This is a genomic window from Klebsiella sp. M041 (assembly GCF_059759695.1).
Map to the genome: position 1 here is coordinate 63,548 of NZ_JCAXWU010000003.1, position 15,886 is coordinate 79,433.

General features: G+C 56.6%; 15 protein-coding genes. 9 read left to right on the top strand and 6 right to left on the bottom strand.

The genetic code is table 11. From position 1 onward, the window contains the following. Positions 1 to 41: 41 nt before the first annotated feature. The 8 genes from AC6CWS_RS04185 to AC6CWS_RS04220 all read left to right on the top strand — a co-directional run bounded on the left by AC6CWS_RS04185 (position 42) and on the right by AC6CWS_RS04220 (position 8,619). Entirely contained in the window at positions 42 to 2,807 is a 2,766-nt protein-coding gene (locus AC6CWS_RS04185) for a sigma-54-dependent transcriptional regulator (protein WP_065883269.1), read from the top strand. 99 nt (positions 2,808 to 2,906) lie between these two features. Then, positions 2,907 to 3,329, top strand: coding sequence for a PTS sugar transporter subunit IIA (locus AC6CWS_RS04190; protein WP_044525295.1), 423 nt, complete (start codon positions 2,907 to 2,909; stop codon positions 3,327 to 3,329). A gap of 14 nt (positions 3,330 to 3,343) precedes the next feature. Continuing rightward, a complete protein-coding gene (locus AC6CWS_RS04195) occupies positions 3,344 to 3,814 on the top strand; it encodes a PTS sugar transporter subunit IIB (RefSeq protein ID WP_065883323.1) in 471 nt (156 codons plus the stop codon). A gap of 16 nt (positions 3,815 to 3,830) precedes the next feature. Next, entirely contained in the window at positions 3,831 to 4,610 is a 780-nt protein-coding gene (locus AC6CWS_RS04200; RefSeq protein ID WP_023291868.1) for a PTS mannose/fructose/sorbose/N-acetylgalactosamine transporter subunit IIC, read from the top strand. Beyond that, a complete protein-coding gene (locus AC6CWS_RS04205; protein WP_065883271.1) occupies positions 4,588 to 5,439 on the top strand; it encodes a PTS system mannose/fructose/sorbose family transporter subunit IID in 852 nt (283 codons plus the stop codon). Before AC6CWS_RS04200 ends, AC6CWS_RS04205 begins: the two co-directional genes overlap by 23 nt. 12 nt (positions 5,440 to 5,451) lie before the next feature. Then, positions 5,452 to 6,513, top strand: coding sequence for an SIS domain-containing protein (locus tag AC6CWS_RS04210; protein WP_065883273.1), 1,062 nt, complete (start codon positions 5,452 to 5,454; stop codon positions 6,511 to 6,513). Between the two features lie 17 nt (positions 6,514 to 6,530). Next, positions 6,531 to 7,541, top strand: coding sequence for an SIS domain-containing protein (locus AC6CWS_RS04215; protein ID WP_065883275.1), 1,011 nt, complete (start codon positions 6,531 to 6,533; stop codon positions 7,539 to 7,541). 133 nt (positions 7,542 to 7,674) lie between these two features. Next, positions 7,675 to 8,619, top strand: a complete 945-nt coding sequence (locus AC6CWS_RS04220; RefSeq protein WP_167878907.1) for an Rpn family recombination-promoting nuclease/putative transposase — start codon at positions 7,675 to 7,677, stop codon at positions 8,617 to 8,619. A gap of 54 nt (positions 8,620 to 8,673) precedes the next feature. Here the strand turns inward: AC6CWS_RS04220 and opgB are convergent, their stop codons facing one another. The 6 genes from opgB to AC6CWS_RS04250 form a co-directional block, all read right to left on the bottom strand. After that, complete coding sequence (gene opgB, locus AC6CWS_RS04225; RefSeq protein WP_023291873.1) at positions 8,674 to 10,965, bottom strand: phosphatidylglycerol--membrane-oligosaccharide glycerophosphotransferase; 2,292 nt, start codon at positions 10,963 to 10,965, stop codon at positions 8,674 to 8,676. A gap of 257 nt (positions 10,966 to 11,222) precedes the next feature. After that, positions 11,223 to 11,717: a YjjA family protein gene (locus AC6CWS_RS04230; RefSeq protein ID WP_023291874.1), complete on the bottom strand. Its 495-nt coding sequence runs from the start codon at positions 11,715 to 11,717 to the stop codon at positions 11,223 to 11,225. 65 nt (positions 11,718 to 11,782) lie between these two features. Next, positions 11,783 to 12,520: a replicative helicase loader DnaC gene (gene dnaC, locus AC6CWS_RS04235; RefSeq protein WP_065883277.1), complete on the bottom strand. Its 738-nt coding sequence runs from the start codon at positions 12,518 to 12,520 to the stop codon at positions 11,783 to 11,785. A 2-nt stretch (positions 12,521 to 12,522) separates the two neighbouring features. After that, positions 12,523 to 13,062: a primosomal protein DnaT gene (gene dnaT, locus AC6CWS_RS04240; protein WP_498256388.1), complete on the bottom strand. Its 540-nt coding sequence runs from the start codon at positions 13,060 to 13,062 to the stop codon at positions 12,523 to 12,525. Between the two features lie 102 nt (positions 13,063 to 13,164). Continuing rightward, positions 13,165 to 13,638: a threonine/serine exporter gene (locus AC6CWS_RS04245; RefSeq protein WP_004886472.1), complete on the bottom strand. Its 474-nt coding sequence runs from the start codon at positions 13,636 to 13,638 to the stop codon at positions 13,165 to 13,167. After that, positions 13,629 to 14,405, bottom strand: coding sequence for a threonine/serine exporter family protein (locus AC6CWS_RS04250; protein WP_004886474.1), 777 nt, complete (start codon positions 14,403 to 14,405; stop codon positions 13,629 to 13,631). The genes AC6CWS_RS04245 and AC6CWS_RS04250 overlap by 10 nt, the downstream gene beginning before the upstream one ends. Positions 14,406 to 14,685: 280 nt before the next feature. Here AC6CWS_RS04250 and pobA point away from each other — a divergent pair, with 280 nt between their 5' ends. Beyond that, the gene (gene pobA / locus AC6CWS_RS04255) at positions 14,686 to 15,870 is read left to right on the top strand and encodes a 4-hydroxybenzoate 3-monooxygenase (protein WP_065883283.1); all 1,185 of its coding nucleotides are present in this window, start codon (positions 14,686 to 14,688) and stop codon (positions 15,868 to 15,870) included. Positions 15,871 to 15,886: the final 16 nt, after the last annotated feature.

Here is a 15,886-nt window from a genome sequence, read left to right on the forward strand (position 1 = left end):
GCCGCATCATATCTCTTCGTAATGGCGACGAGGGGGATGTAATGCGTAAAACGGAACTGTTGGCTTTTTTGCAAAATCAGACCGATTTTTTCGATCCGGATCACCTGAGCGACGTTTTCACCGCCAGCTGGCTGGCTCAGCGTTTCGCGATGCAAAGAAATACCGCCAGCCACTATCTCAATCAGCTGGTCGCCCAGGACGTGCTGGTGAAGATCAACACCCGGCCGGTCTATTTTCTGCATAAAAAAGCCTTCTGCCAGCAGTTCTTCCCCCTTTCCCGCAGCGAGTACGCCAGCATGGCGGAGCTGCTCGCGGAGAGTGACCGCCAGCCGGAACAGGCGGACCATTTTTCGTTGCTGACCGGGCATGACGGCAGCCTGCGTAAACCGATTGAGCAGATGAAAACCGCGCTGTTTTATCCCAACGGCGGCCTGCCGCTACTGATCGTCGGCGACAGCGGAACCGGCAAAAGCTATATGGCGGAGCTGATGCACGAGTTCGCGATCGCCCAGGGCCTGCTGGCGCCCGATGCGCCCTTTGTCAGCTTCAACTGCGCGCAATATGCCAGTAACCCGGAGCTGCTGGCCGCCAACCTGTTTGGCTATGTCAAAGGCGCGTTTACCGGCGCGCAGAGCGATAAAGCCGGGGCGTTCGAGGCGGCAAACGGCGGGATGCTGTTTCTCGACGAGGTCCATCGACTGGATGCTCAGGGGCAGGAGAAGCTCTTCACCTGGCTGGACCGCAAGGAGATCTACCGGGTGGGAGAGACCGCCCATGGCCTGCCGATTTCCCTGCGGCTGGTGTTTGCCACCACCGAAGATATTCACAGCACGTTTCTGACCACCTTTCTTCGTCGTATTCCGATCCTGGTCAGCTTGCCCGATCTTCAACACCGCAGCCGCGAGGAGAAGGAGGCGCTAACGCTGCAGTTTTTCTGGCAGGAGGCGCGGACGCTTGCCGCCAGGCTGCAGCTCACGCCGCGGCTTTTGCAGGTTCTGACGCAGTACGTTTATCGAGGCAACGTCGGCGAGCTGAAGAATGTGGTGAAGTACGCCGTTGCATCGGCCTGGGCCAGGTCTCCGGGCAGCGAGATGCTGACCGTGACGCTGCACGATCTGCCGGAAAATATCATGGCGGCGACGCCGGCGCTCAGTGAAGCCATGGGCCAGAAGGAGCCGCTGCTTATCGAGCCGCAGACCAGCCTGGTCTGGCTGCTGCGGGCGCGCGATCCGGTTCAGGGGCTGATCCATGACGTTCAGTGTCGGATTCTGGCGCTGTATGAAGCAGTGCTAAATAAAAAAACGGTCTGGGAAGAGGCGCAAAGAAGCATGGGGGAGGAGATTGAAACCCTCTTCGATCGGCTGATCTTTGATAACCAGGATGCCAGTAGCTCGCAGATGTTGCTGCTGATCGCCCATCAGGTGCGGGAGGAGTATTATCGCCTGGAAAAACGCTTCAATATCCAGTTTAACGGCAACTGTCTCTACGCCCTGAGCCACTACCTGATCCATCGCTCCCGTCAGGCGCAGTCGACGATGAGCAATGAGAAAATCCGTCTGCTGGCGGATTTTCTGGCAAACAAATTCCCCCTGCTGTATCGCTTTTGCGAAGCGATCCTCGACGCGCTGGCGCTGAAGCTGGATATTGAGCCCCGGCGTATTGACCTGCTGTTGCTGGTGCTATGGTTCCAGAAAAACGGCGCAATCAGCCAGCAGCAGGTGACCCGCGCGATTATTCTTGCTCACGGTTACGCCACCGCCAGCAGCATCGCCAGCGTGGCGAACCGCTTGCTGAAAAGCCCGCTGTTTGAGTCATTCGACATGCCGCTCGACGTGACGCCGGAGGCTATCGCTAATCAGGTGATGGCGTATATTGAGCGCCACGCGCTGGCGTCAGGGCTGATCATTCTGGTCGACATGGGATCGCTGAACGCTATTCACAGCCATTTTAATCGTCGCCTGAATACGCCGGTGGCGATTATTAACAATGTCTCCACCGGCATGGCGATGTACGTCGGGGAGCGGATTTTGCACGGCGATATGCTGGAAGATATCGTCCGCGAGATCGGCGACGATCTGGCGGTTGAGCACCAGCTCTATTACCCGCAGACCGATAAACCGCGGGCGATTTTGACCACCTGCGCCACCGGCCTGGGCGCTGCGGCGAACCTGTCGGCGCTGTTAAAAGCCAGCATCCCTGAAGCGCTCGGCGTTGATATTGTAGCCTGCGATGTGGAGACCCTGGCCGACCCCGCGCGGCGGGAGCCGATGCTCAGCCGCTACGACGTGCTGGCGATCGTCGGCACCCTCGATCCGCATCTTGCCGATCTCCCGTGGATCTCGCTGGATTCGCTGATCTCGGGGGAGGGAAGTCGCCCGCTAATGCGTATCTTCGGCGAACTGGCGACAGCGGAGCAGGTCAGCGAGATCAACAACCTGATCCTGAAAAACTTCTCGCTGCGGCGGGTGATCGAGTCGGTGACGATCCTCGATACCGCGAAGGTGATCAACCAGGTTGAGCAGTTTTTGCTGCGCTATGAGCATTTGGCCGGGTACGAGGTGCCCAACGAACGTAAAGTGGCGCTGTATGTGCATATCAGCTGTCTGATAGAGCGGTTAATTCGCCACGCTTCCCCAACCCATTATGCGGGAAGGCAGTGTCCGGAGCGCGAGCTGGCGACGCTGCGCGAGGCCTTTAGTGTCATAGAGAGCGGGTATAGTGTCAAAATCCCCGCTGTAGAACTGTACTACATTCACGATATTCTGACGCGGGAAACGGAATTTATTCAGGAAGATCAAGAGTTTTAACGCTTCTCTCCCTTTTGTCCTTACGTTAGCCGACGCGCCACTGTTTCTGGCACGTCGGTTGCAATTAAGAAAGCAGTGGAATGCGCTTTCGAGGTAAGGATGAAACGACACTATATTTTTGCCAGCCACGGCACCTTTGCTAACGGTTTGTTGAACTCTGTGGAGCTGATCCTCGGTAAACAGCCGGATATTCATACTCTGTGCGCCTATGTGGAAGAGGAGGTCGATCTGACGCAGCAGGTGGAGGCGCTGCTGGCGCGTTTCCCGGCGCAGGATGAGCTGATAGTGATTACGGATATTTTCGCCGGTAGCGTGAATAATGAGTTTGTGCGTTTTTTATCGCGCCCGCACTTCCATTTATTGTCCGGGTTAAATCTACCATTAATTATTGATCTGCTTATTTCTGCAGCGGAAGAGAATACCGAAAAATTAATTTCTGAAGCATTAATCAACGCCAAAGAGAGCATTCAGTACTGCAATCAGACTATTGCCGGGGCGATGACTATGGATAAAGACTTCTGAAATGAGGATGCATGATGATTACGTTATTAAGGGTTGACCATCGATTACTTCACGGCCAGGTAGCCTTTTCCTGGACCCAATATGTCGGCGCCGATTGTATTTTAATCGCCAACGACAGTGTCCCTGAGGATGAACTGCGGAAAACCACCATTAAGCTTGCTAAACCACCCTCGGTGAAGCTGGTGATTAAAAATATAAATGATTCTATTGAGGCGATAAAAAGTGGGGTTACCGATAAATATAATTTATTTATTGTTGTGGAATCGGTCAATGACGCCTGGCGTATTGCCAGCGCCGTTGGGGACATAAAAAGTATTAATCTCGGCGGGATTAAAGCCAAAGAGGGCAGTAAAAATATCTCTAAGGCGATTAATTTATTGCCGGAGGAAATAGAGCAGTTGCAACAACTGGTGGGCAAAGGCGTCGAGGTGGAGATTCGCCAGGTCCCGAACGATCGCAAACAGCTTTTTACGGAATGCGTGTGATTCCGGAGGACAGATTATGGTAGAGGCTCTCTTACTGGGTCTGGTGGCGTTTATCGCGCAATCGGAATATGCCTTAGGGACGTCGCTGATTTCCCGGCCTATCGTCACCGGGCTACTGACCGGTCTGGTGCTGGGGGATGTGCAGACCGGCGTCATTATGGGCGCGACGCTGGAGCTGGCGTTTATCGGTTCGTTCTCCGTTGGCGCCTCGATCCCGCCCGACGTGGTGACCGGCGGTATTCTCGGCGTGGCGTTCGCCATCACCTCCGGCGCGGGCACGGAAACGGCGCTGTTGCTCGGCCTGCCTATCGCCACCCTGACCCTGATCCTGAAAAACGTTTATCTGGGGATGTTTATTCCGCTGCTCAGCCAGAAAGCGGACGGCTATGCGGAACGGGCGGATACGCGCGGCATTGAGCGGATGCATCTGATTGCCGGATTCGGCCTGTCGCTGATGCTTGCCACGGTGGTGACCGTCTCATTCCTGGTGGGCAGCAACGCGGTGAAATCCCTGCTCGATACGATCCCGGAATTTATTAAACACGGACTCAGCGTGGCCACCGGGATCATTCCGGCTCTCGGCTTCGCGATGCTCGCCAGGTTGCTGATTAACAAGAAGGTGGCGCCGTACTTTTTCCTCGGCTTTGTACTGATGGCCTATTTGAAAATCCCGGTGACCGGTATCGCCATTCTCGGCGCCATCGTGGCGGTGGTGATGGTTAATGTCACCGCATTGAGCGCACCTCGTACCACGACAGAACAAGGAGTCAGCGATGACGACGAAGATGATTTCTGACGAAACTCTGCAGCCGCAGGCGCAGGAAGAAGCCCGTATTACGCCGCGCGATCTACGCCGGGTGTTCTGGCGCTCCTTCCAGATGGAGTTCTCCTGGAACTATGAGCGGCAGATGAATCTTGCCTTTGTTTACGCGCTGATCCCGGTGCTGAAAAAGCTCTATCCGCGCAAAGAGGAGCTGGCCGGGGCGTTAAAGCGACATCTGGTATTTTTCAATACCACGCCGCATATCGTCACCCTGCTGCTGGGGATCACGACGGCGATGGAGGAGAAAAACAGCCAGCAGAAAAATATGGATGCCAACGCGATTGATAACGTCAAAGCCTCGCTGATGGGCCCGCTGGCCGGGCTGGGAGACTCCTTCTTCTGGGGAACGCTGCGCCTGATCGCCACCGGCATCGGCACCAGCCTGGCGCTAAAGGGCAATATTCTCGGGCCGATCCTGTTTCTGCTGGTGTTTAACGTGCCGCACATTCTGGTGCGCTGGTGCTTTACCCGCTGGGGCTACGTGCTGGGCACCGGGGTGCTGCAGCGGATCCAGAAGAGCGGAATGATGGAGAGCCTGACCTACGGGGCATCGATTATCGGCCTGATGGTGGTCGGGGCGATGACCGCCTCAATGATCGATATCACCATCCCTGTCTCCTTCGGGGCCGGGGAGGCCAAAACTCAGGTGCAGGACATCATCAACGACATTCTGCCCTGCATGCTGCCGCTGGTGAGTTTCGGTATCGTCTACTGGCTGCTGGGGCGGAAGGTTAAACCGCTCTCTATTATCGGCGGAATGGCGCTGGTGGGCATTCTGGGTTCGTGGATCGGATTGTTTTAACGGGAGTGAGCTATGCGACCAACAATGATGACCTATATCAGCGAAGAGCCGGCCTGTCTGGCGCAGATCCTGCGCGACTACCGGCGCAAGCTGGCGGCGATTGAGACCTTCGCCCGCCAGCAGCCGGTGCGGCGTATTTTGCTACTGGCGACCGGATCGTCGCTGAATGCCGCGCTTTGCGCGCGCTATTTCTTTGAACAACGCTTTGGCGTGCTGGTGGACATTAAAGAGCCGTACAACTTTACCCATTACGAAACTATCGACCCGCATACCGATCTGGTGGTGGCGATTTCACAGAGCGGAAAAAGCGCGTCGACGCTGGAGGCGATGCGTAAGGTACAGGCCTCAGGACTGCCGGTATTTGCCCTGACCTCCGACCCGCAAAGCCCGACCGGGCGGGCCTGCGATGGCGTTCTGGATATCAATACCGGGATCGAGAGCGTAGGGTTTGTCACCCGCGGCTTTAGCGCGACAGTGCTCAATCTGCTGCTGATAGCGCTGATGATTGCTCGCAGCCAGGGGAAGGCCAGTGAAGCCGAGGAGCAGCACTATCTTGCCGAATTCCAGCGACTGGCGGCGGCGATCCCGGAGGTCATCGCCCGCACTTCGCGCTTTATCGACCGGCATAGCGAAACGCTGCGGAGCGGCGAGCGCTTTGTCGCCACCGGCTATGGCGCGCTGGTTGGCGTGGCGAAAGAGTTCGAAACCAAATTTACCGAGACGGTGCGGGTACCTTCCAGCGGCTTTGAGCTGGAAGCCTATATGCACGGCCCCTATCTGGAAGCCAATGCCCGCCATGTGATGCTGTTTATGGAAGACTCGCCGGACGCGCGAACCCGGGCGCTGCGCGACTATATGGCGCCGTCCATTGCCCAGGCCTTTACGCTAACGCTGGGGGACGAAGAGGATGAACAAACGCTGGCGCTTAACTGCCCGTGCGAGCATCACCTGGCGCCGCTGCTGCTGATTGTCCCAGTGCAGATGCTCGCCTGGCATACCGCCGGGCTAAAAGGCATCGATCTGGCGATACGTATTTTCGACGATTTTGACCGCGTATTAAAAAGTAAAATCTGATTATTCAGGAGAAAACTATGTTGGGTTTTAATCAGGACGAGTACCTGACCAGTGCTCGCGAGATCATCGCTGCGCGTAAACAGGCTGAAACCGTGGCCGACGCTATTTATGACAGCGGCTGCAGCGCGTTATTTTTCGCCTCGGTAGGCGGTTCTTTAGCTCCGATGATGGCAATTAATGAGTTTGCCAAAGTATTAACCAGCGTGCCGGTTTATCTTGAGCAGGCGGCGGAATTAATTCATCGCGGGCATAAAAAATTAAATAAAGATGCAGTGGTGGTGACGTTATCCAAATCCGGCGATACCAAAGAGTCGGTGGCCATTGCCGAATGGTGCAAGGCGCAGGGGATACGCGTGGTAGCCATTACCCGTCATGCCGATTCGCCATTGGCTGCCGCCGCCAGCTGGCATATTCCGATGTGCCACAAAAATGGCGTGGAATATGAATATATGCTGCTGTACTGGTTATTCTTCCGTGTTATTTATCGCCACGGCGAGTTTGCCGATTATGAGCGTTTTGCCAGCCAGCTCGAGTTGCTGCCGGAAAATCTTCTGCAGGCCAAACGCCAGTTCGATCCCCAGGCGGACAGCATTGCCGCGCAATACCATGACAGCGACTATATGATGTGGATTGGCGGCGCGGAAATGTGGGGTGAGGTCTACCTGTTCTCGATGTGTATTCTCGAAGAGATGCAGTGGAAGCGGACCAAGTCGGTAAGCTCGGCTGAATTTTTCCACGGCACTCTGGAGCTGCTGGAAAAAGAGGTCCCGCTGTTTCTGGTGAAGGGCGAGGGGAAATGCCGGGCGCTGGACGAGCGCGTCGAACGCTTTGCCGAAAAGATAACTGACCATCTGGTGGTGATCGACCCGCGCGACTATCCGCTGAACGGCATTGATGATGCGTTCCGCTGGATTATGGCGCCGTGCGTGGTGTCTACTCTGCTGGTGGACCGGCTGGCGGCCCACTTTGAGCACCATACCGGCCACGACCTGAATATCCGCCGTTATTACCGGCAGTTTGATTACTAAATCTTGCCTATGGCGGCCAGTCAGACTGGCCGCTCCGCTATTCTCCGAGGCGCTTCCCAGAAAATCATCGTCAAAACCAACCGGTTAAAAACCGGTGGTAGAGTCCGGCTTTCCTTCTCTTTCAGGCAAGCGGATGGCCATGAAAAAACGAATAACCGCCACGCCGCATGATGCGGTGTTTAAACGATTTCTTCGCCACCCGGAGACGGCGAATGATTTTCTCATGCTCTATCTTCCCGAAGCGATCCGCCAGCGGTGCGATTTCGCTACTCTGAGGCTGCAATCGGCGAGCTTTATCGATGAGGATCTGCGCGCCTGGTATTCGGACGTGCTGTGGTCGGTGCAAACCACCAGCGGGGAGGGATATATTTACGTGGTGATAGAGCATCAGAGCTCGCCGGATAATCATATGGCTTTTCGTCTAATGCGCTATGCGATTGCCGCGATGCAGCGACACCTCGACGCCGGGCACAAAACGCTGCCGCTGGTGGTGCCGATGCTTTTTTATCATGGCGCAACCAGTCCGTATCCTTTTTCCCTCAACTGGCTGGATGAATTTGCCGACCCGCAGCTGGCGAAGAGGCTGTACGGCAGTCAGTTTCCATTGATCGACGTCACGGTCATGCCGGACGATGAAATCGCGCAGCATCGGCGGGTCGCCCTGCTGGAGCTGATGCAAAAGCATATTCGCCAGCGCGATCTCAGCGGCATAACGGAGTCGTTGGCGGCCGTGGTGATGCTGGGATACACTAACCCCCGGCAGTTGAGAATGCTGTTTCACTATATGCTGCAGTACGGTAACACGGCCGAGCCGGGCGTGTTTCTCCGCCGGCTGGCCCGCCGTCTGCCACAGTATGAGGAGACATTGATGTCTATCGCGCAAAAGCTTAAGCAGGAAGGTCGGCATGAGGGCCGACAGGAGGGGCGCCTGGAAGGGCGCCTTGAGGGCTTACAGGAAGGGAGCCGGCGTGAGGCGCTGCGCATTGCCGGCAGCATGTTACAGAATGGCCTCGACAAAGAGACGGTAGAGAAAATTACCGGACTGTCGGCTGACGACCTCAAGCCGCTGTTTTGTTAACACCCTGCCACGGAAACCGTTGCCCGGCGCCAATATCCGCCGGGCAAGGTGGCTTTAACCTTCGCTTTTCACCACTTTGATCTCCACCATACCGATCCCCAGCTGACGCGGGGAGTGGCCGAGGATATTGCCCTCGTTGGTGGACTGCGGGTCCGGCGGAGTGATGGTCAGCGTATTGCTGCGCGTTGGGTTGTCGAAATGCAGCGTCGTGGTGGTCACATCATTGACCAGTGTAAGCACTTGCTCACTTTGACCAACCCGCACCGGGATCGGCTTATTGGCATTGGGACCGTAGGCTTTGGCGGTGATTACCAGATCAAATTTCTCCGGCAGCGGCTCTTTATATTCAATCTTCACGTCGCTGCCCAGCTGGGCATTGGACCACCGACCCCAGGACTCGGGGCGCGAAATGCCGCTAAACTGTTTCACCTCTTCCGGCGCGCCGGCAACGTTAAACACAAAGCTGTCGGCCTTATAGCGAATATCGTTGTCGACAACTTTCAGCGTATCGACGTTGCCCTTATAGCGCTCCATATCGATAAGAGTGTCCCTGAAGGCGGTCTTACCTTGCCACTGTGGCTTATCAACGTGCTGGACCTTCTGCTCACCCCCCAGCTGTCCCTGCGAGACGCACCAGTCGGTGGAGAGCGCCAGCTCAGGAGACCACAGCTGGCCCATTTTATAGCAGCGATCGACCCACACGAAATTATCCCGCGGCGCGAAATCGGCCAGCTGGAAGCGCAGCGGCGCCGAGTATTCGCTCTCCGGCAGCGGTTCAACGCGCTGGTTCGACACCCGGAGCAGCAGCGGCAGACGGAAATGGCTGCCGGAGAAGGCGATCATGTTCTTCTGCGAGTCGATGGTGAAGTTTTTCATCTCTTTCGGGAAGTTCCACAGGCGGATCACGTCGGGTTTCCAGGCCAGGACCTTCTCTTTCATATTCATGAAAATACCGGAGAGCGACTGGCCAGAGAGACTGCTGCGCCCGAGGCCGATATAGTTATCGCCACCGAGAATATCCAGCACCGTCGCGCCGTTATCCATGGTGTTGCGTTTCACCGCCAGGGTCTCCTGCTGCGGCCGATCGCCGCGCAGGACAAAGAACAAATTGCTGCGATCGTGCTTGTTGAGGTAATCCCAGGCGCTGTTCTTCATGGCCAGGTGATCGGAAGAGACCACGATGACCGTGTTTTTGAAATAGGGAGAGGCTTTGATCTTCTCGATCAGCGCGGCGATATGTTCCTGGCTGCAGCTAACGGCGCTGAAGGAGAGGTTTTTCTTGCCGTCCACGTCATAACGTTTACGCTCGCAGGTACGCGAGATAAAACCGTCGGGATGGTGAGTGTCCACCGTCAGGGCGAACAGTGAAAAGCGTTTTCCGGACTGCGACAGTTCTTCGAATTTTTTCCACGTCTCGTCGAGTACCGTGTCGTCATAGAAGCCCCAGTCGTTGCGGTAGGTTGGATCGGCTACCGTGGTTTTGAGCTCTTCCGCCCCGAACAGGTGATCGAAGCCGTGGGATTTGAGAAACACGTCTTTGCCGGCAAAGCGCAGGTTAGCTCCCTGCACAAAATAGTTTTCGTAACCGGAGTTTTTCAGGATATCGCCAAGGCAGATATTCTGCGGAAAGAAGCTGGAGACCGAGGCCGAAGCGTTGCCTTCAAACGGGGCAAACAGCGGAATGCCACACTGTGATGCGACCATGCCGGCGATGGTGTAATCGGTCCCCGGCAGCTGCATAGTATTGCTGAAATCAATGCCCTCATCTTTTATTCTGCCAAGCTCAGGGGTGAGGTTGGGGAAAGCATCGTTATCAAAATAGGTGCGCTCAAGGCTTTCGCCATAGATATAGACCAGATTCAGCTGCGGATTGTCGATACGCTTCGACGGTTCTTTGTAGTACGCCGCAAAGTCCGGATCTCCTTCCCGCGACTGCGATTTCACCAGCTCGCTGATTTGATGGAAGGCCGGGCTGGCGTCGACCGAAGCCAGCGCCAGCAGCAGCGCCGCCAGGCTGTAGCCGACGTGATGAGGATGATGCCGACGGCGGCGCAGCACCCATCCCAGGGCGCCAAAGACGGCAACCAGCGCGACGGCCACGCCGACGCCCGGCAGAATGTATTTGCCGATCCCGGCACCGGTCAGGCTGTTGGTCAGAGTGTAGAGTACCGCGTCGTTGATGCCGTCGCCGGTAAAGTAGTCGCTGGCGTAGAGGGTGATATTCAGCACCACGAACAGACCTAACACCGTGAGCGTGGCGGCAAACCACCAGGTGTTACGACCCGCTTTCCAGGCATAAAGCACCACCGAAGCTAAAAATAAGGCGATGGATAACAACTCTGACACAGCTCATCCTCATTAACGCCAGTTATCGGCTGGCAGAACAGATTACTTTTCAAGCCACACTGTAATTGCAGCGCCATCTTGCTGCAATTCTAGCGTCATGAAAGTGTGCAGTTATTCAGAATTGGTTTAGAAGTTGCCTTTTTTGATCGGCGTCGCAACGGGCGGGGCGGGGAAGCGCAAGGAGAAAAAGGCGAAAAAAGCCGTTTCAGGCCGCGCTGCCGTCGCGAAGGCGACAAACGCGGCATTGGCCTTCTACGTCAGGAGAGAAAGTTAACGCCCTGTTTTAAGACCAGATCGCAGGCTTTGGTTTTCACCTGTTTCGCCAGCGAACTGTTGCCGAGGGTATTCAGGTCAAGCTGCTGGCCATTATTGCTGTTGAGCAGCCCCTGCAGGCCATCAAGATAGCTGGTGTCCTGTTTTTGTTTTTCCGGCGTGCTGAGCCCCAGCTTATCCAGCACCTGGTTTTTGACGTTATCAGCGCTGGTCGCCGAGGCGAGCTTCTGTTTGGCGCAATATGACATGATCCCGGCGGCGTTATTCATGCTGCTGGCGGTCAGCGACTGGCTGCTGCCGTTGAGCAGGCTGGTCAGAGAGGAGATGGACATTCCGCCGCCGCTGGCCTGGGTGCTGCTGCCGCTGAGCTGGCTGGCGGCGCTGTTGAGAGAATCCTGCCAGGAGGCGGCGTGGGCGCCGGAGAGGGTAAATGCGCTGAGGGTAAGCGCGGCAAGTAAGCCATTTTTTAGCGATTTCATAGACGGACTCATAAGCGTGACTGAAGAATCGCTTTAGTATAACGCCGTCGTCGTCCGGAAATCTCTTAATACTCCTTGCCGGTGACGCGGTGCCGGTAACTTTCCCAGTTGAAGATAACCCATAGGCTGTTGCCCAGGCGCATACGGTCCATCACCCGTTCGCCGAGCAGCTTATTCATCTCTTCCATATTACTGTTGGTCAGCATACCGGTGGGCCGTTTGGATGAAGATCGGCGGTCAACGATCTGATTGATAATGACCTTTTCATAGCGAGACTCTGTCTGCATACCAATTTCATCAATGACCAGAAGATCGACCTTGCTGAGGTCGCTCAGTAACTGCTCTTCGCTCGTCTCCCGATTGCTGAAGGTATCTTTCATCGCCGACATAATATCGGCCACGGTGATGATTAAGACCGACTTCCCGCGCAGCAGCAGTTCGTTGCAGATAGCCGCCGCGAGGTGGTTTTTGCCGGTGCCCGGTTTGCCGGAGAAGATAAAGCTGGCGATATTGCCATCGAACTCCTCCACGTACTGACGCGCGCGGGCGAGGGCGTTCATCTGCCCCTCGCACTCGACGCGATAGTTATCAAAGGAGCAGTTCTGATGAAGGGGGCGGATCCCCGAGCGGTTAAAGGTGCGCTGCATTTTCATCGCGCGGTTCTCCCGCTCCAGCGCTTCGGAACGCAGCTTGCCTTGCTCTTTTTGCCAGGCCAGCAGCTCTTCGCCGGTTTTAAACGCCGGTTCGATATGAGCCGGCATCATTTTCTGCAGGCGCTTCATCAGATCGCCAACGTTTTTCATGCTCATCCTCGGAAACCTCGCGGAATATGACTGTCGGGTTCGCTAACGCTGTTCACATCGCGCTTCGGCTGCCCGCCGTTGCTGGCGCGGCTGATTTGCACGCTGCGAGCCAGTTTCTGCTGCCACTGCACGTGGTGAAACACTTTACCTTCCGCCTGCCAGTAAGCGACGAAAGCGGCCAGCTCTTCCGGGGTGACCGGCTGGCTCAGCGCGATGCCCCACAGCGCGGCCAGACGCTGAAAGTCGGCGTCCGGCTGCCAGGCCGCATACATGGCAAATTTGCCCATCGGCACCGCAACCGGCGCCGCGGCGGGCTCGTCGAAAAACTGCGGGTCAAGCGCGATGTCGCTGCCGGGGCGCGCCAGCCTGGCTTCCAGCTCCAGCAGCTGCGCCAGCCGGGATGGGGTCAGCGCATAGAACGCCGGGGCGTTGTTGGCAAAAACGGCGACGGTGCCGTCAGTCGATTTCGCCAGCAGCGCCGCGTGCTGCTGGAGGAACTCTTCCAGGCCGCTAAAATGGGAGGTTAAAATTCGCGAAGACATAACTCTATCTCAACTCTGAACTGCAAAGAGTGGGGTGATCTGCACATAGTAGCACAGAGCCCGTCGCGGAAGGAGCGTCGCGGCTCTGCCGCGACGCCGGGGTTAGACGCGAGGGCGCTTACGATACAGCCACAGACCGGGTATCGACAGGCCAATGGAGAGGGCGCCCACGATCGAAGAGGCCTTTAAAAAATTGCTCAGCAGCAAAATCATCATCTCTTCAGAATAGCCAAAATGGCTGATTTTTACCGCGGAGATCATCGCGGTGTAAGCGGAAATACCGGGAAACATCGGGATCACGGCGGCGACGGTAAAAATCTTCGGATGCGCCAGATACCAGCGCGACCACTGGATGCCGATGCAGCCCACCAGCAGGGCGGCGAGAAACGTGGCCCATTCAATGTTAAAACCAGCGCTCATCATGACCATGCGCGAACCATGGCCGATGGCTCCCAGCAGCGCGCACCAGCGCAGGGCGCGCTGCGGGACATTAAAGACCATCGCAAACCCGACGGCAGGGATCGCCGCCAGCAGCATGTCTTCCGCCAGTGCGAAAATAAACGAAATTATGCCCATCCCCGCAGCCCCCATACGGTCATTGCCATCACTACGCCAATGCAGGTGGCAAGGGTTAACAGGCTGGCGATCGCCCAGCGGGCGAGGCCAGTATTTATATGCCCTTTAAACATATCGGCGACGGCATTGATCAGCGGAAAGCCCGGGACCAGCAGCAGGACGCTGGCGGCCATGGCAATGGTCGGGGTGCTGGCAAAGGTCGGGAGGCGCAGCAGCAGCCCGGAGATCGTGGTGGCCACAAAGGCGGTGATGCAGAAGTTGATCTGCGGATGCATGGAACGGTGGGTCAGCACCTGGCGAATGTACATGGCCACCGTGCTGGCGCAGAAGCTGACCAGCGCTCCATCCCAGCCGCCGTTATTCAGTTTACAGAAACAAGCGCAGGAGAGGCCCACCATGATCACCAGCAACCAGCGGGGATAGCGCAGGGGCCTAATCTGCGCGAAGCGCTTCTCGACGTCGCGATAGTCCAGCAGCTTATGCTCGGCGAGGATCACGATATGCTGCACTTCCGTCACCACATGCATATTAATGCCGCGGTCGACATTCTTACGCGTTGAGGTAAGACATTCGCCATCCTTAATGGTGGTCAGGACGATAGCGTTGGAGGAGATGGCGCTTTCGACGCTGTCCATCCCCAGCGCCAGCCCGAGACGCGTTGAAAGCTCTTCCACCAGCGCGCTTTCGGCGCCGTGCTGTAACAAAAAAAGACCACACTGGATGCATAATCGTGTGATTGCCCGCTGCTGTGCCCGATCAACCTGCATATTTCCTCTGCTGTCCGCGACGCCTGGTATCTGCCGATACTTTAACCTGAAGCGCCGGGGCGGCTGAGGGGGGTGGGATCAAATAATGTGCAAAAATCTTCCGTCCGCCGGGGTGGCGGAATTTGAAGCGTCCCACACTTTTGCCAGTTTGGTGAAAAGTGCAATTTTTGTCGCCATTCATCCCTTCTTTTTCCCGTCTGACTTATCAAAAATGCAGGAAAACACTTTTATTAAACAAAAATTACACAAATAATTAACCCTGCAAAAGTGAGACAATCCTATGAAAACACAGGTCGCGATTATTGGCGCTGGCCCTTCCGGGCTGCTGCTGGGGCAGCTGCTGCACAACGCCGGGATCCACACGGTCATTCTTGAGCGTCAAACGCCGCAGTATGTGCTGGGGCGCATCCGTGCGGGAATTCTGGAAAGCGGTACCGTCGATCTGCTCCGTGAAGCGGGCGTGGCGCAGCGGATGGATGTCGAAGGCCTGGTGCATCATGGGGTGGAGTTTCTCTTTGACGGCGAGCGGGTGCCCGTCTCACTGAGCGAGCTGACCGACGGCAAGAGCGTGATGGTTTACGGCCAGACTGAAGTGACCCGCGATCTGATGGCTGCCCGGGCCGCCAGCGACGCGCCGATCGTGTACGGCGTCAGCGAAGTGACTATCCATGACGCAAAAAGCGACCGGCCGACGATCACCTATCTTAGCGAAGGTGAATTCTGTCGCCTGGAGTGTGACTTTATCGCCGGTTGCGACGGGTTCCATGGCGTGTCGCGGCAAAGTATTCCCGCTGACATCCTCAAGACTTACGAGAGCGTCTGGCCGTTCGGTTGGTTAGGCCTGCTGGCGGATACGCCGCCGGTCAATCCGGAGCTGATCTATGCGCATCATCAGCGGGGATTCGTTTTATGTAGTCAGCGCTCACTTACTCGCAGCCGCTACTATCTGCAGGTTCCGCTGAGCGATAAGGTGGAGGACTGGTCGGACGAACGCTTCTGGCAGGAGTTGAAATGCCGATTGCCGGAGGATCTGTCATCAAAGTTAGTGACTGGTCACTCACTTGAGAAAAGCATCGCTCCCTTGCGCAGCTTCGTCGTGGAGCCAATGCAATATGGGCGATTGTTCCTGGTGGGGGATGCCGCGCATATCGTACCGCCGACCGGCGCTAAAGGGTTGAACCTGGCGGCATCGGACGTGAACTATCTGTGGCGGATCCTGCGTGAATACTACCATCACGGCCGGAGCGATCTGCTGGCGACCTATTCGCGACTGGCGCTGGATCGGGTCTGGAAAGGGGAACGCTTTAGCTGGTTCATGACCCGCCTGCTGCACGATTTTCCGCAGCAGAGCGAATTCGACGCCAAAATGCAGGCGGCCGATCGCCGCTACTATCTGGGCTCGCGCGCCGGGCTGACCACTATCGCGGAAAACTACGTGGGCCTGCCCATGGAGCGTGTCGTCTGACTGAACAGGAGTCACT

Excerpts from the sequence above, each read along its gene's own strand:
- AC6CWS_RS04185 (WP_065883269.1), top strand. The coding sequence starts at position 42 with ATGCGTAAAACGGAACTGTTGGCTTTTTTGCAAAATCAGACCGATTTT.
- AC6CWS_RS04190 (WP_044525295.1), top strand. The coding sequence starts at position 2,907 with ATGAAACGACACTATATTTTTGCCAGCCACGGCACCTTTGCTAACGGT.
- AC6CWS_RS04195 (WP_065883323.1), top strand. The coding sequence starts at position 3,344 with ATGATTACGTTATTAAGGGTTGACCATCGATTACTTCACGGCCAGGTA.
- AC6CWS_RS04200 (WP_023291868.1), top strand. The coding sequence starts at position 3,831 with ATGGTAGAGGCTCTCTTACTGGGTCTGGTGGCGTTTATCGCGCAATCG.
- AC6CWS_RS04205 (WP_065883271.1), top strand. The coding sequence starts at position 4,588 with ATGACGACGAAGATGATTTCTGACGAAACTCTGCAGCCGCAGGCGCAG.
- AC6CWS_RS04210 (WP_065883273.1), top strand. The coding sequence starts at position 5,452 with ATGCGACCAACAATGATGACCTATATCAGCGAAGAGCCGGCCTGTCTG.
- AC6CWS_RS04215 (WP_065883275.1), top strand. The coding sequence starts at position 6,531 with ATGTTGGGTTTTAATCAGGACGAGTACCTGACCAGTGCTCGCGAGATC.
- AC6CWS_RS04220 (WP_167878907.1), top strand. The coding sequence starts at position 7,675 with ATGGCCATGAAAAAACGAATAACCGCCACGCCGCATGATGCGGTGTTT.
- AC6CWS_RS04230 (WP_023291874.1), bottom strand. The coding sequence starts at position 11,717 with ATGAAATCGCTAAAAAATGGCTTACTTGCCGCGCTTACCCTCAGCGCA.
- dnaC (WP_065883277.1), bottom strand. The coding sequence starts at position 12,520 with ATGAAAAACGTTGGCGATCTGATGAAGCGCCTGCAGAAAATGATGCCG.
- dnaT (WP_498256388.1), bottom strand. The coding sequence starts at position 13,062 with ATGTCTTCGCGAATTTTAACCTCCCATTTTAGCGGCCTGGAAGAGTTC.
- AC6CWS_RS04245 (WP_004886472.1), bottom strand. The coding sequence starts at position 13,638 with ATGGGCATAATTTCGTTTATTTTCGCACTGGCGGAAGACATGCTGCTG.
- AC6CWS_RS04250 (WP_004886474.1), bottom strand. The coding sequence starts at position 14,405 with ATGCAGGTTGATCGGGCACAGCAGCGGGCAATCACACGATTATGCATC.
- pobA (WP_065883283.1), top strand. The coding sequence starts at position 14,686 with ATGAAAACACAGGTCGCGATTATTGGCGCTGGCCCTTCCGGGCTGCTG.